This is a genomic window from Paenibacillus monticola (assembly GCF_009664975.1).
GTDB lineage: Bacteria > Bacillota > Bacilli > Paenibacillales > Paenibacillaceae > Paenibacillus_AQ > Paenibacillus_AQ monticola.
In genome coordinates, this window is sequence record NZ_WJXB01000020.1 from 23046 (window position 1) to 45633 (window position 22588).

Sequence of the window (22588 nt, forward strand, 5' to 3'; positions counted from 1 at the left end):
TTAATTATCTTCTTGTTTTCTTATCGTCACCCGCGTGGCCTTTGTAAGTACGTGTTGGCGCGAACTCGCCCAACTTGTGACCTACCATATCTTCTGTTACGTATACAGGCACGTGTTTGCGTCCGTCATATACACCAAACGTATGTCCGATAAACTGAGGGAAAATGGTTGAGCGACGGGACCAAGTCTTAACTACAACTTTCTTTTCTGTCTCGTTCAAATCCTCAACTTTTTTCAGCAGGTAGCCATCAATAAACGGCCCCTTTTTTAAACTGCGACCCATGTGTGAATCCTCCCTTCATTCAGTTCTTTAAACCGCGAATCGACGCTTCGCGCTAAGCTAACATGCCAGAAGCGTCTTATTTCGTGCGGCGACGAACGATATATTTATCAGAAGCCTTGTTTTTCTTACGCGTTTTGTAACCAAGGGTTGGTTTGCCCCAAGGAGACATAGGCGATTTCCGTCCGATTGGAGCACGGCCTTCACCACCACCATGTGGGTGATCGTTCGGGTTCATAACTACGCCGCGTACTTCAGGACGACGGCCAAGCCAGCGACTACGTCCAGCTTTACCGATCTTGATCAATTCGTGATCTTCATTCCCAACGGAACCGATTGTTGCACGGCACACGCTAAGAATTCTACGAACTTCACCAGATGTTAAGCGAACGGAAACGTATTTATCTTCTTTACCAAGTAATTGAGCTTCTGTACCAGCAGCGCGTACAAGTTGTCCGCCTTTGCCTGGTTTCAACTCGATATTGTGGATAACTGTACCTACCGGGATATTGATCAGCGGAAGGCTGTTACCAATTTTGATGTCCGCAGCAGGACCGGACTCAATCTTATCCCCAACTTTAAGGCCCTTAGGAGCGATAATATAACGTTTCTCTCCATCAGCATAGTGGATCAAAGCAATATTAGAAGTACGGTTCGGGTCATACTCAATTGTAGCAACGCTACCTGGTATGCCGTCTTTAGTCCGCTTGAAATCGATGATACGGTATTTACGTTTGTGTCCGCCGCCATGGTGACGAACCGTGATTTTACCTTGGTTGTTGCGTCCCGCATGTTTAAATAGCGGCGACAGCAACGATTTCTCAGGCTGGTTTGTTGTGATTTCTTCAAACGTAGACACAGACATGTTGCGTCTTGCCGGAGAGGTCGGTTTGTACTTTTTAATTGGCACTATAGTTTCCTCCTTACTTTAAGAGTATTATTCTACCGCTTCAAAGAATTCGAGCGGTTTGCTGTCCGGGCTAAGTTTAACGATGGCTTTTTTCCACTCTGGAGTATAACCAGAATATTTACCATAACGTTTCAATTTGCCAGGTACGCGCATTGTGTTCACATTGATTACTTTAACTTTAAAAATAGCCTCGACAGCTTTTTTGATTTCGGTTTTATTAGCACGGATATCGACTTCAAAAGCGTATTTCAATTCGCTCATGTATTCGGATGTGCGTTCCGTAATCACCGGGCGTTTAATAATATCACGAGGATCTTTCATTACGCGAACACCTCCTCTACCTTCAGAACTGCTTCTTTAGTGATAATCAGTTTGTCGTACGTCAGTACGTCAAGAACATTAATGCCGTCAGCTACTACGAACTTCACCCCAGGGATGTTGCGAGCAGATAGTGCAACGTTATCGTCATAACTTGTAGAAACGATCAACGCTTTGCGATCAACTTTCAGGTTGTTCAAGATTGCCGCGAATTCTTTCGTTTTCGGAGCGTTCATTGTCAAGCTATCCAATACGATAATGTCATTATCGAGTACTTTCGATGACAACGCGGATTTGATGGCCAAACGACGAACCTTCTTAGGCAATTTCCAAGAATAGCTGCGTGGTGTTGGTCCGAAGACAACGCCGCCGCCTTTCCATTGTGGAGAACGAATGGAGCCTTGACGAGCACGACCTGTACCTTTTTGTTTCCAAGGCTTACGTCCGCCGCCACGCACTTCAGAACGTCCTTTTACTTTGTGTGTACCACGACGAAGGGAAGCTCTCTGCATAAGTGCAGCTTCGTGCAGAACGTGCTCATTCGGTTCAATACCGAATACAGAGTCGCTCAGCTCAACTTCACCCACTTCGTTGCCACTGATATTAAAAAGTGTTACTTTTGGCATTTCATGTTCCTCCTTTCTTCAGGAATTATTTCTTAACGGTTTGTTTAACTTTCACGTAGCTGTTTTTAGGACCTGGAATAGCGCCTTTAATCAGCAACACGTTACGTTCTACGTCTACTCTGATAATTTCAAGCTTTTGAACCGTTACAGCATGATGGCCCATATGTCCTGGAAGGCGTTTGCCTTTAGGAACACGGTTAGCTTGGATAGAACCCATGGAACCCGGTCTTCTATGGTAACGCGATCCGTGTGCCATTGGTCCGCGGCTTTGTCCCCAACGTTTGATAACACCTTGGAAACCTTTACCCTTTGATGTACCAGTCACGTCAACAAATTCGCCTGCAGCGAAGACATCAGCCTTCAACTCTTGTCCAACCTCGAATGAAGCGAGGTCAATACCGCGAATTTCTCGAACGTAGCGCTTAGGTGTTGCATTTGCCTTTTTGGCGTGACCTTGTTCAGGCTTGTTAGAGCGACTTTCCTTCTTATCGGAAAAGCCCAACTGCACTGCTTCATATCCGTCGATATTCAGGTCTTTCTTTTGCAGAACGACACAAGGGCCAGCTTCGATAACCGTAACCGCGATTACGTTACCTTCTGGAGTAAATACTTGAGTCATACCGAGTTTTTTTCCTAAGATACCCTTCAATGTTGACACCTCTTTTCTTTTCCTAAATTACTTAATAATAGAATTACAATTTGATTTCGATATCTACACCGGACGGCAGGTCCAAGCGCATCAAGGCATCCACAGTTTGTGGTGTTGGATTCACTATGTCGATTAGACGTTTGTGAGTCCGTTGTTCAAACTGCTCACGGGAATCCTTGTACTTGTGTACCGCACGGAGAATAGTAATGATTTGTTTTTCAGTTGGCAGCGGGATCGGCCCGGATACACTTGCACCCGAACGTTTTGCTGTTTCAACGATTTTCTCTGCGGATTGATCAAGAATTCTGTGGTCGTATGCTTTCAAGCGAATACGAATTTTTTGCTTTGCCATTTTAGTCCCTCCTTCTATCGCCCAATTTGGTATCGGACATACTCCGTGAAAATTTTCTGACCTCGTCCCCATGGCAAAGGGGCCGGGTGTGTCAGTAACCTCTCACATCATCGCAACGTCTCAGAACAACATTTATTATTATATATTTTATCCGGCGGAATTGCAAGTGAAAACATAAAAGAACGCATAATTTATTTCATGCGCTTCTTCTTCCTATTATATAGCCTTAAAGACTGTCTGTAGCTACTTTGAGGAGCTTGCTGAAGCTGCTGTTTGAGCTGTAGTCGATCCTATTCTCTCAATAGTATGTTTGAAGTATTGATCTCTTCCTACAGTAACAATCTCCTGTGTGCTGCTCTGTATGGAATCCACAATATCAGTGACAGTCTGCTAGTCTCAACGAATTGATATTTGCCACTCCTTATTTATTCCTGAACTTTACGGATCTCTTCGACGATCTGGCCTGTAAGATCACCTGATTTTCGGGTTCACAATCCAATGCGGACTACTCTACTTTTGGAGTCCTCAGTGAGCCTGCTTACCTCCTTTTCCACTTCAATGAAGCCTCTTCCATGTTTTCCTGTCTTGCTACCTTTAATGTAGCGTTTAATGATAGAATCTTCGTCTGATCGGCAATATACTGTACTGCAGCAACTATTTTCTGAATTTGTGAAGATGAGCTACTTAGCTCATTAACTGAACGCTCCAATTCATTGTGCTCTCATAAATCGATTATTTCACCCTGTCAGATTCTCGAGATGTTCACGTCCATTCTTGGCCATCCCTTGAGACACTAGAACAGAGGAAGCTATGCGTTTAAAGTATTCTTCACTTCGTTACCGCTCGCCACCAGTTGCTCTACAGCTGTTACAGTTAGTACTATTTGAAGACGCTCTTCATTTTAAGATTCATCGTATACAAAACAAAAAAAAAACAGGAGCACTTCATAAGAAGTACTCCTGCTTTATTGTTTCAGTATCTATCCATTAAGGATAGAACCAAAATTATTTTTGGATAGATGCTACAGTACCGGCTCCAACTGTACGTCCGCCTTCACGAATGGAGAAGCGAGTGCCTTCTTCAATAGCGATTGGGGAGATCAGGGAAACAGTTACAGTGATGTTGTCACCAGGCATAACCATTTCAGTACCTTCTGGCAGATTGATGATGCCAGTTACGTCAGTTGTACGGAAGTAGAACTGTGGACGGTAACCAGTGAAAAATGGTTTGTGACGTCCGCCTTCTTCTTTAGTCAGAACGTAGATTTGAGCAGTGAATTCTGTGTGTGGTTTAACGGAACCCGGTTTAGCCAATACTTGGCCACGTTCAACCATAGTACGGTCTACACCACGAAGCAATGCTCCGATGTTATCGCCAGCTTGAGCAGAATCAAGCAATTTACGGAACATTTCAACGCCCGTAACAACTGATTTTCTGCTTTCTTCATGAATACCAACGATTTCGATTTCTTCACCAATTTTAACTTTTCCGCGTTCAACGCGACCAGTTGCCACAGTACCGCGGCCAGTGATGGAGAATACATCCTCTACAGGCATCAAGAAAGGTTTTTCAGTATCGCGTTCTGGAAGCGGAATATATACATCAATGGTTTCAAACATATCAATGATGTTTTGTGCATATTCGCCATCAGGATTTGCAAGAGCTTCACGAGCAGATCCACGGATGATTGGAGTATCGTCACCTGGGAAATCATATTCGTTCAGCAGATCGCGAACTTCCATTTCAACCAATTCCAAAAGCTCTTCGTCTTCTACAGTGTCGCATTTGTTCAAAAATACAACGATGTAAGGAACGCCTACTTGACGGGACAGAAGGATGTGTTCGCGAGTTTGTGGCATAGGGCCATCAGCTGCGGATACAACCAGGATTGCTCCATCCATTTGTGCTGCGCCAGTGATCATGTTCTTAACATAGTCGGCATGTCCAGGGCAGTCTACGTGTGCATAGTGACGGTTAGGAGTTTCGTACTCAACGTGAGCTGTGGAGATAGTGATACCACGTTCGCGTTCTTCAGGAGCCTTATCGATTTGGTCGAATGCTACAGCAGCGCCACCGTATTTTTTGGACAATACAGTAGTGATTGCAGCAGTCAGAGTTGTTTTACCATGATCGACGTGACCAATAGTACCAATGTTAACGTGCGGTTTGTTACGTTCAAACTTTGCCTTTGCCATTTGAACAGTTCCTCCTTAATGTGGGGTTCCTAATATTTTGAGCCGTCCGTTGTATGTTATCTTAGATGACTGACCGGTTATACCCGGACGACGAGTTAAAACAATAATTATTCTCCGCCTTTATTCTTGGCAGAGATTTCTTCTGCAATGGATTTCGGAACTTCTTCATAATGAGAAAGTTCCATTGAGAATACGCCGCGTCCTTGAGTACCGGAACGAAGTGTAGTAGAATAACCAAACATTTCGGAAAGAGGTACCTTAGACCGAATAATTTGAGCTCCACCACGAGAATCCATTCCTTCAATCTTACCGCGACGGGAACTAAGCATCCCCATTACATCACCCATGTATTCCTCAGGAACAGTTACTTCTACTTTCATGATTGGCTCAAGAAGGACAGGTTTACACTTGTCTTTAGCAGCCTTGAGCGCCAAAGATCCGGCAACTTTAAATGCCATTTCATTGGAGTCAACATCATGATAAGAACCATCTACTACAGTGGCTTTAACATCAACAAGCGGGAAGCCTGCGATGACACCATTTTTCATAGCCTCTTCAATACCCGCAAGTGCAGGAGCGACATATTCTCTAGGAACAGAACCGCCGACTACTTTACTTTCGAATTGGTTGCCAGTACCAGCCTCAAGGGGTTCAAATTCCACCCATACGTGACCATACTGACCACGTCCGCCTGATTGACGAACGAATTTACCTTCGACACGAGCAGCTTGTTTGAAAGTTTCACGATATGCAACCTGTGGTTTACCAACGTTAGTTTCAACATGGAATTCACGGCGCATACGATCAATGATAATATCCAAGTGAAGTTCGCCCATACCTGCCAGAATTGTTTGGCCTGTTTCTTCATCAGTATGAGCACGAAGAGTTGGATCTTCTTCGGTCAACTTACCGAGAGCAACGCCCAATTTATCTTGGTCAGCTTTGGTTTTAGGTTCCACTGCGATTTCGATAACTGGATCAGGGAAGTTCATTGATTCCAATATAATTGGATTCTTCTCATCACACAATGTATCACCAGTGCTTGTATCTTTCAATCCTACAGCTGCCGCGATGTCACCAGAGTATACAATAGAAATCTCTTGGCGGCTGTTCGCATGCATTTGTAGAATACGTCCAATACGCTCACGTTTGTTCTTAGTAGCATTTACAACGTATGATCCAGACTCCAGAACACCCGAGTATACACGGAAGAACGTAAGTTTACCGACATAAGGGTCAGTCATGATCTTAAATGCCAAAGCAGAGAATGGTTCCTCATCAGAAGAATGACGAACTCCTTCTGTACCATCATCAAGATGACCAATAATAGCTGGTACATCAAGAGGTGAAGGCAAGTAATCGACAACAGCATCCAGCATAAGCTGAACCCCTTTATTACGATAGGAAGATCCAACAATTACAGGGAAAATCTTAACTTCACATACGCCTTTGCGCAATGCTGCTTTGATTTCCGCAACTGTAATTTCTTCACCTTCCAGATACTTCATAGTGAGATCTTCGTCAAGTTCCGCAACCTTCTCGATCAACTCGAGACGCAGCTCTTCAACTTGTGCCAAATATTCAGCAGGAATTTCTGTCACTTCAATATTCTGACCCATTTCATCTTTGAAAATATGAGCTTTTTCCTCAACCAGGTCAATAATACCAATGAAGTCATTCTCTGCGCCCATTGGTATTTGAATAGCAACAGCATTCGCCATTAGACGCTCACGCATAGCTTGAATTACATTAAGAAAATCAGCACCGATGATATCCATTTTGTTGACATAAGCGATCCGCGGTACACTATAACGGTCAGCTTGTCTCCAAACAGTTTCGGATTGAGGTTCAACGCCCTCTTTTGCACTGAAAACGCCTACTGCTCCATCCAATACACGAAGGGAACGTTCAACTTCAACAGTAAAGTCAACGTGGCCCGGGGTATCAATAATATTGATGCGGTGGCCCTTCCAAGCAGCAGTTGTAGCAGCGGAAGTAATGGTAATTCCGCGCTCCTGTTCTTGCTCCATCCAGTCCATTGTAGCAGCACCCTCGTGAACTTCACCGATTTTGTGCGTACGGCCTGAGTAGAAAAGAATCCGCTCCGTGGTTGTAGTTTTACCAGCGTCAATATGTGCCATGATCCCGATATTACGTGTATTAAATAAGGAGAACTCTCTAGCCATGAAATGGATCTCCCTTCAAAATATAAGTTATTTAAAATCCTACCAACGGTAGTGAGCAAACGCTTTGTTTGCTTCAGCCATTTTGTGTGTATCTTCACGTTTCTTGACAGAAGCGCCTGTGTTGTTGGAAGCGTCGATGATTTCAGCAGCCAAACGTTCTTCCATAGTCTTCTCACCGCGGTTGCGTGAGTAGTTTACAAGCCAACGTAATCCTAAAGCAGTACGTCTTTCAGGTTTAACTTCAATAGGTACCTGGTAGTTGGCACCGCCGACACGGCGGGCTTTAACTTCCAAGACTGGCATGATATTCTTGATGGCAGCTTCGAAAACTTCCATCGGTTCTTTACCTGTACGTTCTGCAATAAGCTTGAATGAATTGTACAAAATGCTTTGAGCGACACCTCTTTTACCACCCAGCATAATGCGGTTGATCAAACGAGTAACCAACTTGCTATTATACAATGGATCTGGCAAAACGTCTCTCTTAGTAACTGGACCTTTGCGTGGCATGGATATCCCCCTTTCTTATATTGTTATTATTCGCATACGTTATCTTACTTCTTCACTTTAGGACGTTTCGCACCGTATTTAGAACGAGATTGCATACGGTTAGCTACACCTGCAGTATCAAGCGCTCCACGAACGATATGGTAACGAACCCCTGCAAGGTCCTTTACTTTACCTCCGCGAATCAATACTACACTGTGCTCTTGAAGATTGTGTCCAATACCCGGGATGTAAGCTGTAACTTCCAGACGGTTAGTCAAACGAACACGAGCATATTTACGAAGTGCTGAGTTTGGTTTACGTGGAGTCATTGTGCCTACACGAGTGCACACGCCGCGTTTCTGCGGAGCGCTCAAATTTGTAGCCTCACGCTTAAGGGCGTTGAACCCTTTTTGAAGAGCGGGAGATTTAGATTTTTCGATTTTGGCTTGACGGCCTTTACGAACCAATTGGTTAATTGTTGGCATGTTGTGCCACCCCCTTCCTGATATAATAATCCATTTACAAACACCATTATTAAGTCCACAGACCCAGGTGGTTCATAAAAAGACAAATGAAAAGTTCTTGCCTCCGAAGTGTACCCCCGGTACAAAAACATTTCTCTAGCTATTGTTTTAAGACGGCTGCCATCGCAGCGCCCACTTCTATTCCGCAGGCCTTGCCCAAATTTAGCATCGTATCTACGTATGTGACCTTGACACCATGTTTGCTACAAAGCATAACAATCCTGGAAGTAAGCCGTTGATCTCCGTCTTCCGCCACATAGACTTCTGCGGCATGGCCCAACTCTACCGCCTTGACGGTTTGCTTGGTACCGATCTTGACCTGAGCATCCTGTAGTCCTCTATCATCAGTCATTATCAATACCTCCAATGAACAAGGAATAGCATGGCTACTCACGCACCTTAGATATTTTAGCATTATCATCGGATTATGTCAAGAATTTAAGCAATAAAATATAATAATTCACTGCAAGCAGTCGCGTCACAACTACTAAGTAGATGTGACGCGATTAGCTACTTGACAATGATAATTAAACTACTCAGCAGGGACAGTCTCTAAAGACTCTCTTTTGCTTTCAGCATTTGGATCACTTAGCTTAACAGTACGGTAACGATTCATGCCTGTTCCTGCAGGAATCAACTTACCGATAATAACATTTTCTTTCAGACCAAGCAACTTATCGACTTTACCTTTAATAGCAGCATCAGTCAAAACACGCGTAGTTTCTTGGAAAGATGCAGCAGACAGGAATGAATCTGTCTCAAGAGAAGCTTTGGTAATACCAAGCAGTACCGGTTTGGCAACTGCAGGCTCTTTACCGGAAAGGATAGCTTCCTTGTTAGCTGCTTCATATTCATGAATGTCCGCAAATGCACCTGGCAGGAGACTAGTGTCACCAGCGTCAATGATACGAATCTTGCGCAACATTTGCTTAATCATTACTTCAATGTGCTTATCATTGATTTCAACGCCTTGGTTACGATATACACGCTGCACTTCTTGCAGAATGTAGTTCTGTACCCCGCGGATCCCTTTAATACGCAGCATTTCTTTAGGATCAATAGAACCATCAGTCAGCTCATCGCCAGCTTCGATCTCTTGACCTTCAGTAACACGCAACCGTGATCCGTAAGTGATGGAGTAAGTCTTGGATTCAGCTTCACCTTGTACCTCAATTTCTCGACGGTCCTTAGTTTCACGAATTTCCTTGATTACACCATCAATTTCACTGATTGTTGCCTGACCTTTTGGGTTACGGGCTTCAAACAGCTCTTGAATACGCGGTAAACCTTGGGTGATATCATCACCCGCAACGCCCCCGGTATGGAACGTACGCATGGTAAGCTGGGTTCCTGGTTCTCCGATGGATTGGGCAGCTATAATACCAACAGCTTCACCGATCTCAACATATTTACCAGTAGCCAAATTACGTCCGTAGCACTTCTTGCAGACACCGTGACGGGCACGGCAGCTCAGTACAGAACGGATTTGCAATTTAGTTATTCCGGATTCAACAATCGCTTCCGCCTTGTCAGAATCAATCAAGTCGTTACGATGAACAAGGATTTCACCAGTCTCTGGATGGCGAACAGTTTCGAAGCAATAGCGACCTTCAATCCGGTCGTACAAGTCCTCGATAACTTCTTTACCATCCTGAATACGGCTAACCATGAATCCCTTATCTGTTCCACAATCTTCTTCGCGGACAATGACATCCTGTGCCACGTCGACTAGACGTCGTGTCAAGTAACCAGAGTCAGCTGTACGCAACGCTGTATCGGCAAGACCTTTACGCGCTCCGTGAGTGGAGATAAAGTATTCGAGGACAGTTAGTCCTTCACGGAAATTCGCCTTAATCGGCAGTTCGAAAATTCGGCCGGATGGTGTCGCCATCAAACCGCGCATGCCACCTAACTGAGTGATCTGCGATTTATTACCACGCGCTTTGGAATCTACCATAAGCATGATGGAATTGAATCGGTCCATCGATTTCAAAAGGACATTAGTAAGATCATCTTTAGTCTTTGACCAAATCTCAATGACACGGTCGTACCGTTCTTCATTAGTGATCAGTCCACGACGGTATTGGTTAGCAACCACATCGACCTTATCTTCTGACTCTTTCAAAATTGCGACCTTTTCTTCAGGTACAATTACGTCCGATACGGCAACCGTTACACCGGAACGTGTGGAATAGGTGAATCCGAGTTGTTTAATTTTATCCAAAATCACAGATGTTTTGGTCGTGTGATAGGTTTCGAAACAACGAGCGATAATCAGACCCAGATATTCCTTACCTACAGCACTCGCTTCCGGAGCAGCCATGATCAGTGCACGGATGTCCGCACCCTTTTCATAGATAAAGTATTTCTCCGGTGTGCCCTGCAACAGGTTTGTTTTGGTCGCTTCGTTGATATACGGGAAACTGCTCGGGTAGATTTCGTTAAAGATAATCTTACCGACTGTTGTAATCAATAAGGCTCCCTGTTGTGCTTCTGTAAAGCAGGTTTTACCAAGTGCTTTAACTGGAATAGCCACACGTGCATGCAGACCTGCAGTTCCGCGTTGGTAAGCTGAAACAGCTTCATTCACAGTACGCAGAATCATACCTGTTCCCTTTTCTTCATTGTTGTCCATGGTTAGGTAGAAAGTACCCAGAACCATATCCTGTGAAGGGGTAACAACCGGTTTACCATCCTTAGGATTCAAGATGTTACCGGATGCCAGCATGAGAATACGAGCCTCTGCTTGCGCCTCTGCTGATAGAGGTACGTGTACCGCCATTTGGTCACCATCAAAGTCGGCATTATATGCCGTACATACGAGTGGGTGAAGACGGATAGCGTGACCTTCCACCAAAATAGGTTCGAATGCTTGAATACCGAGACGGTGAAGTGTTGGAGCGCGGTTCAACAGAACTGGGTGCTCTCTAATAACTTCTTCAAGTACATCCCATACTTCAGGACTTACGCGCTCTACTTTACGTTTCGCGCTCTTTATGTTGTGGGCAAGCCCTTTATTGACCAATTCCTTCATGACAAACGGCTTGAACAATTCCAGAGCCATTTTCTTCGGCAATCCGCACTGGTACATTTTAAGGTACGGGCCTACGACGATAACGGAACGTCCGGAGTAATCGACACGTTTACCGAGCAAGTTCTGGCGGAAACGTCCTTGTTTACCCTTCAGCATATGGCTGAGCGATTTTAATGGACGATTACCAGGACCGGTTACCGGACGACCTCGACGGCCGTTATCGATCAATGCATCGACAGCTTCCTGCAGCATCCGTTTTTCGTTCTGCACGATAATATCAGGTGCGCCAAGATCAAGCAGTCTTTTCAGACGGTTGTTGCGGTTGATAACACGGCGATACAGGTCATTCAAGTCAGACGTAGCAAAACGTCCGCCATCCAATTGAACCATTGGACGAAGCTCAGGAGGAATAACAGGGAGTACATCCATGATCATCCAATCAGGCTTGTTACCGGAGTTGCGGAATGCTTCAATGACTTCCAAGCGTTTGATAGCCCGGTTACGGCGTTGGCCTTGGGCTGTACGCAGTTCTTCCTTGAGGAATTCTAACTCTTTATCAATGTCGATATCCTGAAGTAACTTTTTGACTGCTTCAGCACCCATGCCAGCTTGAAATCCGTAGCCATATTTTTCACGGTAACTGCGGTATTCTTTTTCAGACAAAAGTTGTTTCTTCTCAAGAGGCGTTTCGCCCGGATCAGTTACAACATAAGACGCGAAGTAAATAATCTCTTCCAAAGATCTTGGAGACATGTCTAGTGCTAGACCCATACGGCTCGGAATACCCTTGAAATACCAGATATGTGATACTGGAGCTGCCAGCTCGATGTGACCCATACGTTCACGACGAACCTTAGCACGTGTAACTTCCACGCCGCAACGATCACAGACAACACCCTTATAACGGACGCGTTTGTATTTACCGCAATGGCATTCCCAGTCTTTCTGCGGTCCGAAGATACGCTCACAAAAAAGACCTTCTTTTTCCGGTTTCAAAGTACGATAGTTAATGGTTTCCGGCTTCTTAACTTCTCCGCGGGACCAAGAACGAATTTTTTCCGGAGAAGCAAGTCCGATTTTCATAAATTCAAAATTGTTAACGTCCAACAAGGAGCAACCCTCCTTAACCTAATCCTGATTTAGTACCGCATTTGCCCTCCTTCAATCGTTAGATTAAAAGAGGGCACGGTCCTTTTTAAATGATATTAATGTGTTCTTGGGTGTTTATTCCACTCCGACTTCTGAGCCTTCAAGATTGAGGCTTAGTTTGTCGCCTGACGTCTCATCCTCATCGTCCAATTCTTTCATCTCAATCTCCTGCTCGTCTCCCGCAAGGATCTTAACATCCATACCGAGTGACTGCAGTTCCTTGATCAGTACCTTGAACGATTCCGGTACACCCGGTTCTGGTACATTCTCACCTTTGACAATGGATTCGTACGTCTTCACGCGACCAACCACGTCATCGGATTTAACAGTCAAAATTTCTTGCAATGTATATGCAGCACCGTAAGCTTCAAGCGCCCACACTTCCATTTCCCCGAAGCGCTGTCCACCAAACTGAGCTTTACCGCCGAGTGGCTGCTGCGTAACGAGTGAGTAAGGTCCTGTAGAACGAGCATGAATCTTATCGTCAACCATGTGCGCCAGTTTGATCATGTGCATGACACCAACAGTAACTTCACGTTCGAAGCGTTCACCTGTCCGGCCATCGTACAATATGGTCTTACCATTACGCTGCATTCCTGCTTCTTCCATCGTATCAAATACGTCATACTCACGCGCTCCATCAAATACTGGCGTTGCTACATGAATACCAAGACGCATAGCGGCCATGCCGATATGAACCTCAAGCACCTGTCCGATGTTCATACGTGAAGGAACGCCCAGCGGGTTGAGTACAACCTGTACTGGTGTACCATCAGGAAGGAACGGCATATCTTCTTCAGGCAGGATGCGGGCAACGACACCCTTGTTACCGTGACGTCCGGCCATTTTGTCACCTTCAGAAATCTTACGTTTCTGAGCGATGTAGACACGAACTAGTTGATTTACACCCGGTGGCAGTTCATCACCGTTCTCGCGTGTAAATACTTTAACGTCAACGATAATTCCATCACTACCATGAGGTACGCGTAAAGAGGTATCGCGAACTTCACGAGCTTTTTCTCCAAAGATTGCGTGCAGCAAGCGTTCTTCAGCTGTCAATTCAGTTACACCCTTCGGAGTAACTTTACCAACGAGAATATCGCCAGCACTAATTTCCGCACCGATGCGGATGATACCGCGCTCATCAAGATTGCGCAGTGCCTCTTCACCTACGTTTGGAATATCACGTGTAATCTCTTCAGGTCCCAGCTTCGTATCACGAGCCTCGGATTCGTACTCCTCGATATGAATCGAAGTGTATACATCCTCTTTAACCAATTTTTCACTAAGCAGGATCGCATCTTCATAGTTGTAACCTTCCCAAGTCATGAACGCAACAACTACATTGCGACCAAGAGCCAATTCGCCCAATTCCGTGGAAGGACCATCTGCAAGAATATCACCTTTCTTAACTACTTCGCCTCTTTTTGCAATCGGGCGCTGATTAATACAGGTACCTTGATTCGAACGCATAAATTTGTGTAATTTATATTTAACGATGTCGCCTTTAACTTCCTTGCCTTCGACAGTTTCGACGCGTCGCAACCAAATTTCATTGGCAGACGAGCGTTCGATAATTCCGTCGTACTTGGAAACAATACATACGCCAGAGTCTTTAGCAGACTTGTGTTCCATTCCTGTTCCAACTAGCGGAGCTTTCGGAATAAGAAGTGGAACGGCTTGACGCTGCATGTTAGATCCCATCAGTGCACGGTTGGAGTCATCGTTCTCAAGGAACGGGATGAGCGCCGTCGCAACAGATACGACCTGCTTCGGTGATACGTCCATGTAATCGACCCGATTACTTGGCATCGTTGTAATGTTATCCGAGTCTTTGTTGTAACGAACGATAACCATGTCTTCCTTAAAGGAGCCGTCTTCTTCCAGCTTGACGTTAGCTTGCGCTACTACATAGTTATCTTCTTCATCCGCTGTCAGGTAATCAATCTGTTCAGTCACTTTACCTGTCTTTGGATCCACCCAACGGTACGGTGCTTCAATAAAGCCGTATTCATTGATGCGAGCAAAAGTAGACAAGGAGTTGATCAAACCGATATTCGGACCTTCCGGCGTTTCGATTGGACACATCCGACCATAGTGACTGTGATGAACGTCACGAACTTCAAAGCCAGCACGTTCCCGAGTCAAACCACCGGGTCCTAGTGCAGACAGACGACGTTTATGCGTCAATTCAGCCAGCGGGTTCGTCTGATCCATAAACTGGGACAGCTGAGAGCTACCGAAGAACTCTTTAATGGATGCGATAACGGGACGAATATTGATCAGCGCCTGCGGCGTAATCGCGTTGGCATCCTGAATAGACATTCTTTCACGCACAACGCGCTCCATACGGGATAAGCCAATACGGAACTGATTCTGCAGAAGTTCACCTACAGAACGCAGACGACGGTTACCCAAGTGATCGATATCATCCGTGTTGCCAATACCGTGCAGCAAATTAATAAAGTAGCTGATTGAGGATATAATATCAGCCTGGGTAATATGTTTCACTGACTTATCGATGTTGCCATTGGCAATCAGCTTAATAATCCGTCCTTCTTCAATTGGTGAGAACACATCAATTGCTTGCAGTGGAATATCATCGCTATCCAGTACACCAGCATTAACACGATAACTCTTGAAGGCTACATTCTTTTCGAAATAAGGAATCAATTCGTCAAGCAAACGACGGTCAACCATTTGACCGGATTCTGCCAGGATTTCTCCTGTAGAGTCATCAATCAAAGGTTGGGCAAGACGTTGATTAAACAGACGATTCTTAATGTGAAGCTTTTTGTTGATTTTGTAACGACCTACATTAGCCAGATCGTAACGTTTTGGATCAAAGAAGCGCGCGACTAGCAAACTCTTAGCATTGTCTAGTGTCGGCGGTTCGCCTGGTCTCAGACGCTCGTAAATTTCAATAAGCGCCTTCTCCGTAGAGTCCGTGTTGTCTTTATCCAGCGTATTGCGAATATATTCATCATTGCCAAGCAATTCCAAAATTTCGGCATCACTACCGAAACCGAGAGCACGCAGAAGTACGGTAACTGGGATCTTACGAGTCCGGTCGATACGAACATACATGATGTCCTTAGCGTCGGTCTCAAGTTCCAACCATGCTCCGCGATTCGGAATTACTGTGGCGGTGTAGGTTTTTTTGCCGTTCTTATCCACTTTTGTGCTGAAATAGACGCTTGGAGAGCGAACCAACTGGCTGACAATAACCCGTTCTGCACCATTGATAATAAAAGTGCCGGTTTCCGTCATCAGAGGGAAATCTCCCATGAACACTTCCTGCTCTTTGACCTCGCCGGTCTCTTTATTGATGAGCCGCACCTTCACACGCAGAGGAGCCGCATACGTTACGTCCCGCTCTTTAGCGTCGTCAACCGTATATTTCGGTTCACCCAGGCTGTAGTCAATGAACTCTAGTACCAAATTACCTGTGAAATCCTGGATCGGCGAGATGTCCTGAAACATTTCCCGTAATCCTTCCTCCAAAAACCAGTCATAAGATTTTTGTTGGATCTCGATCAGGTTCGGGACCTCGAGTACCTCGTTAATTCTCGCATAGCTTCGCCGAGTGCGTCGACCATACTGAACAAGATGTCCTGCCAACTTTACTCACCCCTCATGTCTACTCACTTAAAAATTTGATTGCGAACCCTTGTTTGGACCCGTATAATGGAACCATACCACAAGGATTCAGCCATAAATAAAGAAAAGCCCTTGATCGAAGTCTTTCGAAAAAAGAGCGCACTTATCCACGGCCAAAATACTCCTTATCCAATAGATTTGCCCAAAACGTACATATTATACGTCAGCAAGCAATAGTTTATGCGCTATGACTATTACTCCGGCGAACTTTGTCGCGGCAGAGTACTAGAAACCAAATTCGCAAAAACTTGCCATACGGCATGCGCGTACCGGGCGACAATATATCACTTGACATTTCAGCAAACTAAAGACATGGAGCCTATCTTAATTCTGACATTTTATAATAATACCACTATCAATATCGCATGTCAATGATTAATTGATTTTTATTTTCTTGCTCTCATTATACGATAGCCTTTGTCTTTCCCCGCTTCTTCCACAATCGGGAACAAGCTTTCCAATTTAGCTGCAGCAGAGGGAGCACCTTGCTTCTTCTGAATAACAACCCACAGCGTTCCACCCTCTTTTAAATGCTCATAGGCTTCTTCAAAAATCTGATGCACAATAGCTTTACCTGCACGAATCGGAGGATTGGTAAGGATCACATCAAATTTCTGCCCTTCCAATGCACTGAGCACATCGCTTTCCATTACTGTAACATTCCGAATTCCGTTATGCAGCGCATTTTCACGAGCCAGTTCTACCGCACGGCTATTGATATCAAGCATCGTTACATGTCCCTTGGGAGCAAGAAGAGCTGCGCTAATTCCAATTGGCCCGTAACCGCAACCCACATCTAGCACATCCGAACCCTCTGGAATGATCATAGCTTCAATCAGAACTCGACTCCCATAGTCGATATCCCCCTTAGAGAAAACACCAGCATCGCTCGTAAAGCGAAGATCCTTTCCTCTTAGAACTGTGTTGATAGTACGTCTGTCATGACGAGCATCCGGCTGCTGCGAGTAATAATGCTGCGACATCCCTATTCTCCCTTTCATAAGTCATACTATTCGATCGAAAAAATCTACAAATAGCTAGACCGTCTTTGTCAGATAATTATTTTACGGTTTGACTTTATAAAACAAACCCCTTGAACAAGTTCAAGGGGTTTGTCAAAATAGAAGGGAATTACTTCACTTCTACTGCTGCGCCTGCTGCTTCTAATTTTTCTTTAGTAGCGTCAGCTTCTTCTTTGCTCACTTTTTCTTTGATTGCTTTTGGTGCGTTATCTACTACATCTTTAGCTTCTTTCAAGCCAAGACCTGTGATTTCGCGAACGATTTTGATAACGTTGATTTTGGAAGCGCCAGCGCCTGTCAAAATTACGTCAAATTCAGTTTGTTCTTCTTCTACTGCTGCTACTGCGCCGCCAGCTGCTACTGGAGCTGCTGCAGTTACGCCAAATTCTTCTTCGATTGCTTTAACCAAGTCGTTCAGTTCCAATACGCTCATGCCTTTAATTTCTTCCAAGATTGTTTCTTTGCTCATGATTGAACCTCCATTTTATATTTAAATTGTTTTTGTGTTATTCATTACATCGCGAAAATCAAAGGCTTACGCGCTTTGTTCTTCTTTTTCAGCAATTGCTTTAACAACAAGCGCAAAGTTGCGCATTGGAGCTTGAAGCACGCTAAGCAACATGGACAGCAATCCATCGCGGGATGGAAGCTCAGCCAATGCTTTCAACTGATCCGCGTCAATGACACGACCTTCTACAACGCCGCCTTTTAATTTCAAAGCGTCGTTCTTTTTGGCGAAATCATTCAAAATTTTAGCTGCTACTACTGCATCAGTTGCACTGAATGCGATCGCAGTAGGACCTGTCAGAACAGAGTCCAACTCAGTCAATTCAGCCGCAGCAGTTGCACGACGAAGCAATGTGTTCTTCAAGACTTGAAAATCAACACCAGCTTCACGAAGCTGCTTGCGCAGTTCGGTCACTTGGGCAACGTTCAATCCACGGTAATCTGCAACAACAGTAGAAATACTGTTTTGCAATTTGCCGGTAACGACATCAACTGCATCCTGTTTAGCTTGGATTAGTTTTGTATTTGCCAATGTATACACCTCCTAATTTTATGTGACGGTGATCTCTCCGAGGATTCCACACCGTTCCTACGCAGGCATTAGAAAAGCCTCCGCAGAATCACGAAGGCTTGATAAAACGCTAGTTACACAGGCAAGGCCCGGCACTTCTTGTTTCTATCATAACACCTCGGTAGGAAATTAAGCCCTACGGCACCTACTGTCTACGGTAAGCATATTCAAGTTCGAGAATTAGAACCTTAAGATCACAACTGTTACAGAGTATCAAAGATGACTCATCGAGTCAATCCCTAATTATTTGAAGACGGTTGTGTTCACACGTGCGCTCGGTCCCATAGTTGAGGAAATCGAGATGCCTTTAAGGTAGATACCTTTAGCAGCAGCCGGTTTCGCACGGTTAAGAGCGTCGATCAGAGATTTAAGGTTTTCGTTCAATTTGACAGCATCAAATGACACTTTGCCGATTGGCGCATGAATTTGACCTGCTTTGTCAAGACGATATTCGATTTTACCGGCTTTGATTTCGTTCACAGCCTTAGTAACATCAAATGTAACTGTGCCAGCTTTAGGGTTAGGCATAAGACCTTTACCACCGAGCAGACGACCCAGTTTACCGACTTCACTCATCATATCAGGTGTAGCTACGCAGACGTCAAAATCGAACCAGCCTTGTTGGATTTTGTTAATCATGTCAGCATCACCGACAAAATCCGCTCCAGCAGCTTCAGCCTCTTTCGCTTTTTCACCTTTTGCAAATACAAGCACACGTTGCGTTTTGCCTGTGCCGTGAGGCAGGACAACTACACCGCGAACTGCTTGGTCTTGTTTACGTGGGTCTACACCCAAACGAACTGCTGCTTCAACGGTTTCGTCGAATTTTGCAGTTGCTGCCTTTTTCACAAGCTCTACAGCTTCTGAAGGCTCATAAGTTGCTTCACTGTTAATCAGTTTAGCAGCATCTTGGTATTTCTTACCATGTTTAGCCATGAATGTTCCTCCTTTGTGGTATTAGCGGAAATTCCTCCCACATATTACGGTCATAAATAACCGATTCATCGAAAAGTATTAATCTTCGATTGTGATACCCATACTGCGAGCAGTACCTTCAACCATACGCATAGCAGCTTCGATAGAAGCAGCGTTTAGATCGGGCATTTTTTGTTCAGCAATTTCACGAACCGCTGCGCGGCCGAGCTTTGCTACTTTCTTCTTGTTTGGTTCTCCGGATCCTTTTTCTACTTTAGCAGCAATGCGAAGCAGAACAGCAGCCGGTGGAGTTTTAGTGATGAATGTAAAGGAACGGTCTTCAAATACTGTAATTTCAACCGGAATGATCAGACCAGCCTGGTCGGCAGTACGAGCATTAAATTCCTTACAGAATGCCATAATGTTGACACCTGCTTGACCTAACGCCGGACCTACTGGAGGCGCTGGATTCGCTTTCCCTGCAGAAATCTGCAATTTCACCATTTTAATAACTTTTTTAGCCATGAGTGACACCTCCTTGCATCAATAGTGGTCTTCGAACGCCATTAGCGCTCTCCCACAAGAAACCCTTGCATTTGTTATATCTTCTCCACTTGAGTGAAATCCAACTCCAGCGGGGTTTCCCGTCCAAACATGTTAACATGAACCTTAATCTTACTCTTGTCCACCAAAATTTCTTCGACGGAGCCTACAAAATTCGCAAATGGACCTACCATAATACGTACTGATTCCTTGATTTCGAAATCAATTTTCGTCTTAGGTTCAACCATACCCATATGCTTCAGAATTTGTTCTACTTCTTCAGGAAGCAGAGCAGTAGGCTTTGATCCCGAACCTGTTGAGCCAACAAACCCAGTAACACCCGGTGTATTGCGAACAACATACCAGGAATCATCAGTCTGAACCATTTCCACCAAAACATAACCCGGGTAAACTTTACGCATGACAATTTTTTTCTTGCCATCCTTGTTTACAATTTCTTCTTCCATAGGAACAAGAACGCGGAATATTTTGTCTTCCATGCCCATGGACTCAACACGCTTTTCCAAATTGGCTTTGACCTTATTCTCATACCCTGAATAGGTATGAACGACATACCATCTTTTTTCCATATCCATACCAAGCCACCTGGGACCTCTCTAAATAATCCTTTCGATCACAGCGGAAATACCGATGTCCAGAACCCAGAAGTAAAGAGCGATAACTATAATTGTACCGAGAACGATCAATGTATAGTTCCGCAATTCCTTCCGACTAGGCCAGCGAACTTTTTTGAGTTCACTCCAGCTCTCAGTGAAAAAGGAAAACAAGGACTTGAAACTACGTTTCACGCCGACTACACCTCCAAAGACTATCTGGTTTCGCGATGAGGAGTTTGCTCGTTACAATACTTGCAAAATTTCTTCATCTCCATGCGGTCGGGGTGATTTCGTTTATTCTTGGTTGTAGCATAGTTTCTTTGTTTACAACTAGTACAAGCCAAAGTGATAATTACCCGCATGATCTGCACCTCCCGAGGACGTCCTTCTAACGGTAAAATTAGAAGACGCAATATTAAATACTAAAAAAAGCCGTGAATTTAGGCCTACCTAAAACACTTTAGCATAGTGTCAAGGTCTGTGTCAACGAAAGAATTCGCTTCAGCAATAGGTAATTCCGGATTTCAGTATATCCGTGTCCCGTGTCTTGGCTTGTATCTTGTTCTTCCTCACACTGCGCTGTCTTACTTATCATTATGGAACATTCCGACTGTGTATAAACCTAACGTCTTCGCAAACACTAAAAAGTAATTTACAGAGCCATAAACTCACTAAAAAAAGACTCGTTGTCCGAGTCTCTCCTGTTCATTATATCATCAATTGTCACGCACTTCCAGATATCTTTCCAATTTACGTTTCACTCGCTGAAGAGCATTATCGATCGACTTCACATGCCGCTTCAAGTCTTCTGCAATTTCTTGATAGGATCGTCCGTCCAAATACAGCATCAGAACCTTGCGTTCCAAATCGCTTAGGATCTCAGCCATTTTGTCTTCAAGTCCAATGAATTCCTCCTGATTAATAATCAGTTCTTCCGGGTCAAGCACCTGAGTTCCGCAAATGACATCCATAAGCGTCCGGTCGGAATCTTCATCATAAATGGGCTTATCCAATGAAACGTAAGAATTAAGCGGAATATGCTTCTGGCGTGTAGCCGTCTTAATGGCAGTAATGATCTGGCGTGTAATGCACAGTTCGGCAAATGCCTTGAAAGAAGAAAGCTTGTCCCCTTTAAAGTCACGAATAGCCTTATATAGGCCAATCATGCCTTCCTGCACAATATCTTCCCGATCCGCCCCAATCAAAAAATAAGAACGAGCCTTAGCACGTACAAAATTACGGTATTTGTTAATCAAGTACTCCAATGCGCCACTGTCGCCACCACGGAAAACCTCGACAATATCTTCATCGCTTAGGAAATCATACTCTGACAGCATTAATTGCTTGAGGTCGACACTCACCAAGAATCCCCCCGGCTGCAACGCTAGACACATCGTTACTTGCGAAATATAGGATTAGTATATATTATGTTACCTTACACCGTCAACCGAAGTTTGTCCAAAAAAAATCATCAATAGCATAATATGGTATTTACCACTAATCTTTAGACGTTTCTGTTAAATCATTGCCGACGCCAGTCTTCCAACTTGTTACGCACATCACGTGGCAGTTTATCCTCTAACGAGTGGCGTGAGGATATACTGTTCGGTTCAATAGCCTTTTTAACTTGTTTCTGATTCTCTTCAACTTCCAACCGCAATTCTCTAGCCGAAATTCTCAGCGCCCCTTGTGCAAAAATAACATGCTGCTCTATAGAGTCACTAGTAGCCACATATATTTGACGACGACGCTGGCTTAATTCTCGTACCAGTCTTTCAATACACTCATCGGCTGTTTCTTTTTCCTTCGTGAAAAAAACCTGCACCTTACCTTGATCAAACGACCGCCCCAGTCCTGGAACACGATATGCATCAAAAACGGTAATTACACGCCGTCCTGAATAAGCCTGATAATCAGCCAGCAAATCTAACAGCCGGTCTCGGGCTCCCTGCATTCCGGTCAATGACAACGCCGCGAGTTCCGGCCAGCCACCGATCATGTTATATCCGTCTACTAGCAGCAGATCGCGCCCATCGGTCAT

General features: G+C 44.6%; 24 protein-coding genes and 1 other annotated feature. All 24 genes read right to left on the reverse strand.

All coding sequences use genetic code 11. The features are described 5' to 3' along the window. Positions 1 to 4: 4 nt before the first annotated feature. The 24 genes from rpsS to GJB61_RS29615 all read right to left on the reverse strand — a co-directional run bounded on the left by rpsS (position 5) and on the right by GJB61_RS29615 (position 22588). Positions 5 to 283 carry a 30S ribosomal protein S19 gene (rpsS, locus tag GJB61_RS29500; protein WP_154122598.1) on the reverse strand — a complete coding sequence of 93 codons (279 nt, stop codon included), beginning with the start codon at positions 281 to 283 and terminating at the stop codon, positions 5 to 7. Between the two features lie 76 nt (positions 284 to 359). Next, entirely contained in the window at positions 360 to 1190 is an 831-nt protein-coding gene (gene rplB, locus GJB61_RS29505) for a 50S ribosomal protein L2 (protein ID WP_239714401.1), read from the reverse strand. A 27-nt stretch (positions 1191 to 1217) separates the two neighbouring features. Further along, positions 1218 to 1511, reverse strand: a complete 294-nt coding sequence (gene rplW, locus GJB61_RS29510; RefSeq protein WP_154122600.1) for a 50S ribosomal protein L23 — start codon at positions 1509 to 1511, stop codon at positions 1218 to 1220. Next, positions 1511 to 2134 (reverse strand): 50S ribosomal protein L4, encoded by a 624-nt coding sequence (gene rplD / locus GJB61_RS29515; RefSeq protein WP_154122601.1) that lies wholly within the window; start codon positions 2132 to 2134, stop codon positions 1511 to 1513. The genes rplW and rplD overlap by 1 nt, the downstream gene beginning before the upstream one ends. A gap of 25 nt (positions 2135 to 2159) precedes the next feature. Further along, the gene (gene rplC / locus GJB61_RS29520) at positions 2160 to 2783 is read right to left on the reverse strand and encodes a 50S ribosomal protein L3 (protein ID WP_154122602.1); all 624 of its coding nucleotides are present in this window, start codon (positions 2781 to 2783) and stop codon (positions 2160 to 2162) included. Positions 2784 to 2826: 43 nt separating this feature from the next. Beyond that, on the reverse strand, positions 2827 to 3135 hold the full coding sequence (gene rpsJ / locus GJB61_RS29525; protein WP_036652923.1) for a 30S ribosomal protein S10: 309 nt from the start codon (positions 3133 to 3135) through the stop codon (positions 2827 to 2829). Between the two features lie 538 nt (positions 3136 to 3673). Next, on the reverse strand, positions 3674 to 3844 hold the full coding sequence (locus GJB61_RS32655) for a methyl-accepting chemotaxis protein (RefSeq protein ID WP_154122603.1): 171 nt from the start codon (positions 3842 to 3844) through the stop codon (positions 3674 to 3676). Between the two features lie 295 nt (positions 3845 to 4139). Further along, positions 4140 to 5330, reverse strand: coding sequence for an elongation factor Tu (gene tuf, locus GJB61_RS29535; protein ID WP_154122604.1), 1191 nt, complete (start codon positions 5328 to 5330; stop codon positions 4140 to 4142). A 107-nt stretch (positions 5331 to 5437) separates the two neighbouring features. Then, the gene (gene fusA / locus GJB61_RS29540; RefSeq protein ID WP_154122605.1) at positions 5438 to 7516 is read right to left on the reverse strand and encodes an elongation factor G; all 2079 of its coding nucleotides are present in this window, start codon (positions 7514 to 7516) and stop codon (positions 5438 to 5440) included. Between the two features lie 39 nt (positions 7517 to 7555). Continuing rightward, a complete protein-coding gene (gene rpsG, locus GJB61_RS29545; protein WP_154122606.1) occupies positions 7556 to 8026 on the reverse strand; it encodes a 30S ribosomal protein S7 in 471 nt (156 codons plus the stop codon). 44 nt (positions 8027 to 8070) lie between these two features. Further along, on the reverse strand, positions 8071 to 8490 hold the full coding sequence (rpsL, locus tag GJB61_RS29550) for a 30S ribosomal protein S12 (RefSeq protein ID WP_154122607.1): 420 nt from the start codon (positions 8488 to 8490) through the stop codon (positions 8071 to 8073). Between the two features lie 139 nt (positions 8491 to 8629). After that, positions 8630 to 8881 carry a ribosomal L7Ae/L30e/S12e/Gadd45 family protein gene (locus GJB61_RS29555; protein WP_154122608.1) on the reverse strand — a complete coding sequence of 84 codons (252 nt, stop codon included), beginning with the start codon at positions 8879 to 8881 and terminating at the stop codon, positions 8630 to 8632. Between the two features lie 180 nt (positions 8882 to 9061). Next, on the reverse strand, positions 9062 to 12673 hold the full coding sequence (gene rpoC / locus GJB61_RS29560) for a DNA-directed RNA polymerase subunit beta' (protein ID WP_154122609.1): 3612 nt from the start codon (positions 12671 to 12673) through the stop codon (positions 9062 to 9064). Positions 12674 to 12787: 114 nt separating this feature from the next. Beyond that, positions 12788 to 16333 carry a DNA-directed RNA polymerase subunit beta gene (rpoB, locus tag GJB61_RS29565; RefSeq protein WP_154122610.1) on the reverse strand — a complete coding sequence of 1182 codons (3546 nt, stop codon included), beginning with the start codon at positions 16331 to 16333 and terminating at the stop codon, positions 12788 to 12790. A 425-nt stretch (positions 16334 to 16758) separates the two neighbouring features. After that, entirely contained in the window at positions 16759 to 17355 is a 597-nt protein-coding gene (locus GJB61_RS29570; protein ID WP_154122611.1) for a class I SAM-dependent methyltransferase, read from the reverse strand. 148 nt (positions 17356 to 17503) lie between these two features. Beyond that, positions 17504 to 17863 carry a 50S ribosomal protein L7/L12 gene (gene rplL / locus GJB61_RS29575; protein WP_154122612.1) on the reverse strand — a complete coding sequence of 120 codons (360 nt, stop codon included), beginning with the start codon at positions 17861 to 17863 and terminating at the stop codon, positions 17504 to 17506. Between the two features lie 66 nt (positions 17864 to 17929). After that, entirely contained in the window at positions 17930 to 18433 is a 504-nt protein-coding gene (gene rplJ, locus GJB61_RS29580) for a 50S ribosomal protein L10 (protein ID WP_154122613.1), read from the reverse strand. A 61-nt stretch (positions 18434 to 18494) separates the two neighbouring features. Next, positions 18495 to 18648, reverse strand: a sequence feature (ribosomal protein L10 leader region). A gap of 67 nt (positions 18649 to 18715) precedes the next feature. After that, positions 18716 to 19408 (reverse strand): 50S ribosomal protein L1, encoded by a 693-nt coding sequence (gene rplA, locus GJB61_RS29585; RefSeq protein ID WP_154122614.1) that lies wholly within the window; start codon positions 19406 to 19408, stop codon positions 18716 to 18718. A 78-nt stretch (positions 19409 to 19486) separates the two neighbouring features. Then, positions 19487 to 19912 carry a 50S ribosomal protein L11 gene (gene rplK, locus GJB61_RS29590; RefSeq protein ID WP_154122615.1) on the reverse strand — a complete coding sequence of 142 codons (426 nt, stop codon included), beginning with the start codon at positions 19910 to 19912 and terminating at the stop codon, positions 19487 to 19489. A gap of 74 nt (positions 19913 to 19986) precedes the next feature. Beyond that, entirely contained in the window at positions 19987 to 20520 is a 534-nt protein-coding gene (gene nusG / locus GJB61_RS29595; protein ID WP_154122641.1) for a transcription termination/antitermination protein NusG, read from the reverse strand. Between the two features lie 27 nt (positions 20521 to 20547). Continuing rightward, the gene (secE, locus tag GJB61_RS29600; protein ID WP_239714393.1) at positions 20548 to 20739 is read right to left on the reverse strand and encodes a preprotein translocase subunit SecE; all 192 of its coding nucleotides are present in this window, start codon (positions 20737 to 20739) and stop codon (positions 20548 to 20550) included. A 20-nt stretch (positions 20740 to 20759) separates the two neighbouring features. Continuing rightward, a complete protein-coding gene (gene rpmG, locus GJB61_RS29605) occupies positions 20760 to 20909 on the reverse strand; it encodes a 50S ribosomal protein L33 (protein WP_154122616.1) in 150 nt (49 codons plus the stop codon). 354 nt (positions 20910 to 21263) lie between these two features. Further along, a complete protein-coding gene (sigH, locus tag GJB61_RS29610; protein ID WP_239714392.1) occupies positions 21264 to 21908 on the reverse strand; it encodes an RNA polymerase sporulation sigma factor SigH in 645 nt (214 codons plus the stop codon). A 161-nt stretch (positions 21909 to 22069) separates the two neighbouring features. After that, positions 22070 to 22588, reverse strand: a complete 519-nt coding sequence (locus tag GJB61_RS29615; RefSeq protein ID WP_154122618.1) for an NYN domain-containing protein — start codon at positions 22586 to 22588, stop codon at positions 22070 to 22072.

Coding starts and splice junctions, on each gene's coding strand:
- rplW (WP_154122600.1), bottom strand. CDS start 1,511: ATGAAAGATCCTCGTGATATTATTAAACGCCCGGTGATTACGGAACGC.
- GJB61_RS29615 (WP_154122618.1), bottom strand. CDS start 22,588: ATGACCGATGGGCGCGATCTGCTGCTAGTAGACGGATATAACATGATC.
- rplA (WP_154122614.1), bottom strand. CDS start 19,408: ATGGCTAAACATGGTAAGAAATACCAAGATGCTGCTAAACTGATTAAC.
- rplK (WP_154122615.1), bottom strand. CDS start 19,912: ATGGCTAAAAAAGTTATTAAAATGGTGAAATTGCAGATTTCTGCAGGG.
- rpsJ (WP_036652923.1), bottom strand. CDS start 3,135: ATGGCAAAGCAAAAAATTCGTATTCGCTTGAAAGCATACGACCACAGA.
- GJB61_RS29555 (WP_154122608.1), bottom strand. CDS start 8,881: ATGACTGATGATAGAGGACTACAGGATGCTCAGGTCAAGATCGGTACC.
- rpsL (WP_154122607.1), bottom strand. CDS start 8,490: ATGCCAACAATTAACCAATTGGTTCGTAAAGGCCGTCAAGCCAAAATC.
- rplL (WP_154122612.1), bottom strand. CDS start 17,863: ATGAGCAAAGAAACAATCTTGGAAGAAATTAAAGGCATGAGCGTATTG.
- rpmG (WP_154122616.1), bottom strand. CDS start 20,909: ATGCGGGTAATTATCACTTTGGCTTGTACTAGTTGTAAACAAAGAAAC.
- rpsS (WP_154122598.1), bottom strand. CDS start 283: ATGGGTCGCAGTTTAAAAAAGGGGCCGTTTATTGATGGCTACCTGCTG.
- rplD (WP_154122601.1), bottom strand. CDS start 2,134: ATGCCAAAAGTAACACTTTTTAATATCAGTGGCAACGAAGTGGGTGAA.
- rpsG (WP_154122606.1), bottom strand. CDS start 8,026: ATGCCACGCAAAGGTCCAGTTACTAAGAGAGACGTTTTGCCAGATCCA.
- fusA (WP_154122605.1), bottom strand. CDS start 7,516: ATGGCTAGAGAGTTCTCCTTATTTAATACACGTAATATCGGGATCATG.
- nusG (WP_154122641.1), bottom strand. CDS start 20,520: ATGGAAAAAAGATGGTATGTCGTTCATACCTATTCAGGGTATGAGAAT.
- tuf (WP_154122604.1), bottom strand. CDS start 5,330: ATGGCAAAGGCAAAGTTTGAACGTAACAAACCGCACGTTAACATTGGT.
- GJB61_RS29570 (WP_154122611.1), bottom strand. CDS start 17,355: ATGTCGCAGCATTATTACTCGCAGCAGCCGGATGCTCGTCATGACAGA.